The following is a 2,978-nucleotide window of genomic DNA, read 5'->3' as shown; positions in this document are numbered from 1 at the left end:
CGGCCGCGACGACCGCGATCGGGACCAGGGCGATCGGCGGGGCTGCGACGGCGATCGCGCCGACCGGAGTGCGGTGACGACGGTGCGTGCGTCCCAGCTCGGCCGGGGCCACGCCGTCGCGGGCGAGTGCGAACACGATGCGGGTGAGGGCGGTCGTCGATGCGATGGCGCAGGCCAGGCCCGAGGGGGCGATGCCGACGTCCGCGACGGCGGCCCAGGCGGAGAGACCGAAACGCGACGCCAGCTCATCGAGGAGCGCGACCGATGTCGTCCCCCCGATCGCGTCGGCCCCGGCGATCTGCGTGTAGCCGGCTATGAGGTAGAAGACGCCGGCCACGCCGACGCTCCACATGATGGCGCGGGGGATGTTCTTCAGGGGCGAGCGCGCTTCGACGCCGAGCGTCGCCGAACTCTCGAAACCGACGAACGCTGTGATTGCGAGCACGGCGCCCCCGGCGACGCCCGCGACCGATACGTCGTCGGGCGAGAAGATCGCCGCCGGATGGATCGGTCCGATCTGCACGAGGAGCACGATCAGAAGGAGCAGGATCAGCGCGACGGAGACGAGCTCGACGACCAGAGCGACCCGGGATGAGAGACGGATGCCACGCACGAGGACGATCGCGAGCACCGCTGCCTCGATGACCAGAGCGCCGAGAGCGATCGGGGTCGCGGGGAGCTGCGGCCACAGCCGGGTCACGAGCATCGTCGCGTAGTGCGCACCGCCCAGCAGGGCGAAGACCGAGATGAAGGCGTACCCGACGACGATCGCCGCGCCCGTCGCGAGCCCGGCGGTCGTGCCGAGTCCCCGGGCGGCATAGGTGTAGAGCGAGCCGCTGGCGGCGAACCGCCGCGTGAACTGATTGATCGTCCGAGCGACCAGGAACGTGATGATCGTCGCGAGGGCCATCACGAGAACTGTCGCTCCGCCGGCCAGATCCGCGACCATCAGCACGGCCATGGCCGACGCCGCAGCAGGGGCGATGGCGGCGACCGACTGCGCCAGGACGTCGGCGAAACCCACGGTGTGCCTGTCGAGTCCGTGCAGCGGTGAGCGGGCGGCGAACGAACGAACGGCCTCCGGGCGCTCGATCGCCTCTTCGAGTGCAGACATGGGGCCTCCGCCTGTTGCGCGATGAACGCTGCTGCGCGATGGGAAGAGGCTACGAGCGATCGGTTGCAGGGACGCTTCAGTCGTGTTTCGCGCAGATCTCACCCGAATGAGACAGCCCGCATTCGAGTGTCCCGTTCACGGCGACCGCAGACGTCACTCCACCGAGACGGTCGGGTAACCCCGCCGCGGCAGGGTGAGGGAATCGCACCGCTCCGCTTCTCTCAGAAGGGTTTGCACATGGTTCAGATTCACCCCAGCGCCACCGAGGCCTCCTCGAAGAAAGTCCTGTCGGGATCGCTCGGCGCCACGGCGATCGTCTTCATGGTCGTCGCCGCCGCCTCGCCCCTGACGGTCATCGGCGGGTCCGCCCCGCTCGGCATCCTGCTCGGCAACGGCTCGGGCTTCCCGGCGCTGTACGCGATCAGCGCCGTCGTGCTCCTGCTCTTCGCCGTCGGGGTCTCCGCCATGGCGAAGCACGTCCCCAATCCCGGTGCATTCTTCACCTACGTCGGATACGGTCTCGGACGCTCGACCGGTCTCGCCTCCGCGTGGATCGCGATGCTCACCTACACGACGATCCAGGTGTCCGTATACGGCTACATGGGATACGTGCTGAGCTTCACGTTCGAGGGCTTCGGCATCTCACTTCCCTGGTGGCTGTACTCCGTCGCGGTCGTCGCTCTCGTCGGCCTCCTCGGCTACCGCCACATCGATCTGTCCAGCAAGGTGCTCGGCGTGCTGCTCTGCGCCGAGGTCGGCATCGTCCTCATCCTCGTGGCTGCCGTCGTGCTCTCCGGCGGCCCCGAGGGGCTGAGCCTGGCGCCGTTCGAGCCGGCGAACGTCGCGAGCGGTTCGCCGGGTGTGGGCCTGATGATGGCGATCGCCGCCTTCATCGGGTTCGAGGCGACCGCCGTGTTCCGCAGCGAGGCGCGCGACCCCGACCGCACGATCCCGCGGGCGACCTACATGGCCGTGATCGGTGTGGGCGTGTTCTACACGCTCGCCTCCTGGGGCCTCGTGATGGCGTGGGGGCCCTCGAACATCCTCGAGGAGGCCGCTGCCGACCCCGGAACGCTCATCCTCCGGACGATGTCGGCGTATCTCGGCCCGATCGGCGAGATCATCACGAACATCCTCCTCATCACCGCGATGTTCGCGTGCGTGCTGTCGTTCCACAACGTCGTCGCCCGCTACCAGTACTCCATGGCCGGCGCCGGTGTGCTGCCCGACCGCGTGGCCGCTGTGCACCCCCGGCACATGTCGCCGCACGTGTCGTCGCTCGCGCAGACCATCACGGCTGTCGTCCTCGTCGCGCTGTTCGCAGTACTCGGCCTCGACCCGGTGCTGCAGGTGTTCACCTGGTTCGCCGGGGTCGCGACCGTGGCCATCGCCCTCCTGATGGCGGTCACCTCGATCGCGGTCATCGTCTACTTCGCGAGGACGCGCAAGGACAAGCGGATCTGGAACACCGTGGTCGCCCCGGTGCTCGGGTTCATCGGGCTGGTGCTCTCGGTGGTGATGATCGTCGTCTACTTCCCGATCATGGTCGGCGATGCGGATGCCGAGGGGAACCCCGTCTTCGGTGCGGTCAGCTGGTGCCTGCTCGGGCTGGTGATCGTCTTCCCGCTGCTCGGTTACATCCAGGCGGCGTGGATCAGAACCCGCCGACCCGCCGCCTACGCCAAGCTCACCGACGCGATCGCAGGCTGAGGCCATGAGCGCGATCAGCACTGTCCCGACCACCCCCGTCCCGACCACCCCCTCCCGGACCACCCCCTCCCCGAACAGGAACCTCATGCCCCTGCCCCACGTCGATTTCCTCTACCTCTCCGAAGCCGACATGATCGCGGCGGGCGTGACCGAC

At 68.6% G+C, this 2,978-nt stretch carries 2 protein-coding genes; one reads left to right on the top strand and one right to left on the bottom strand.

Annotated features, from left to right (window positions below; all coding sequences use genetic code 11):
• On the bottom strand, nt 1-1,114 hold a 1,114-nt coding region (locus RTM68_RS16295; protein WP_312172918.1), incomplete at its 3' end, for an APC family permease.
• A 237-nt stretch (nt 1,115-1,351) separates the two neighbouring features.
• On the opposite strand from RTM68_RS16295, the gene RTM68_RS16290 reads away from it, so the two are divergent.
• Nucleotides 1,352-2,824: an APC family permease gene (locus RTM68_RS16290; protein WP_312172917.1), complete on the top strand. Its 1,473-nt coding sequence runs from the start codon at nt 1,352-1,354 to the stop codon at nt 2,822-2,824.
• Nucleotides 2,825-2,978: the final 154 nt, after the last annotated feature.

The organism is Microbacterium sp. (genome assembly GCF_031988965.1).
Taxonomy (GTDB): domain Bacteria; phylum Actinomycetota; class Actinomycetes; order Actinomycetales; family Microbacteriaceae; genus Microbacterium.
The sequence above is the reverse complement of the archived record's forward strand: the minus strand, read 5'-3'. Positions and strand labels throughout refer to the sequence as shown.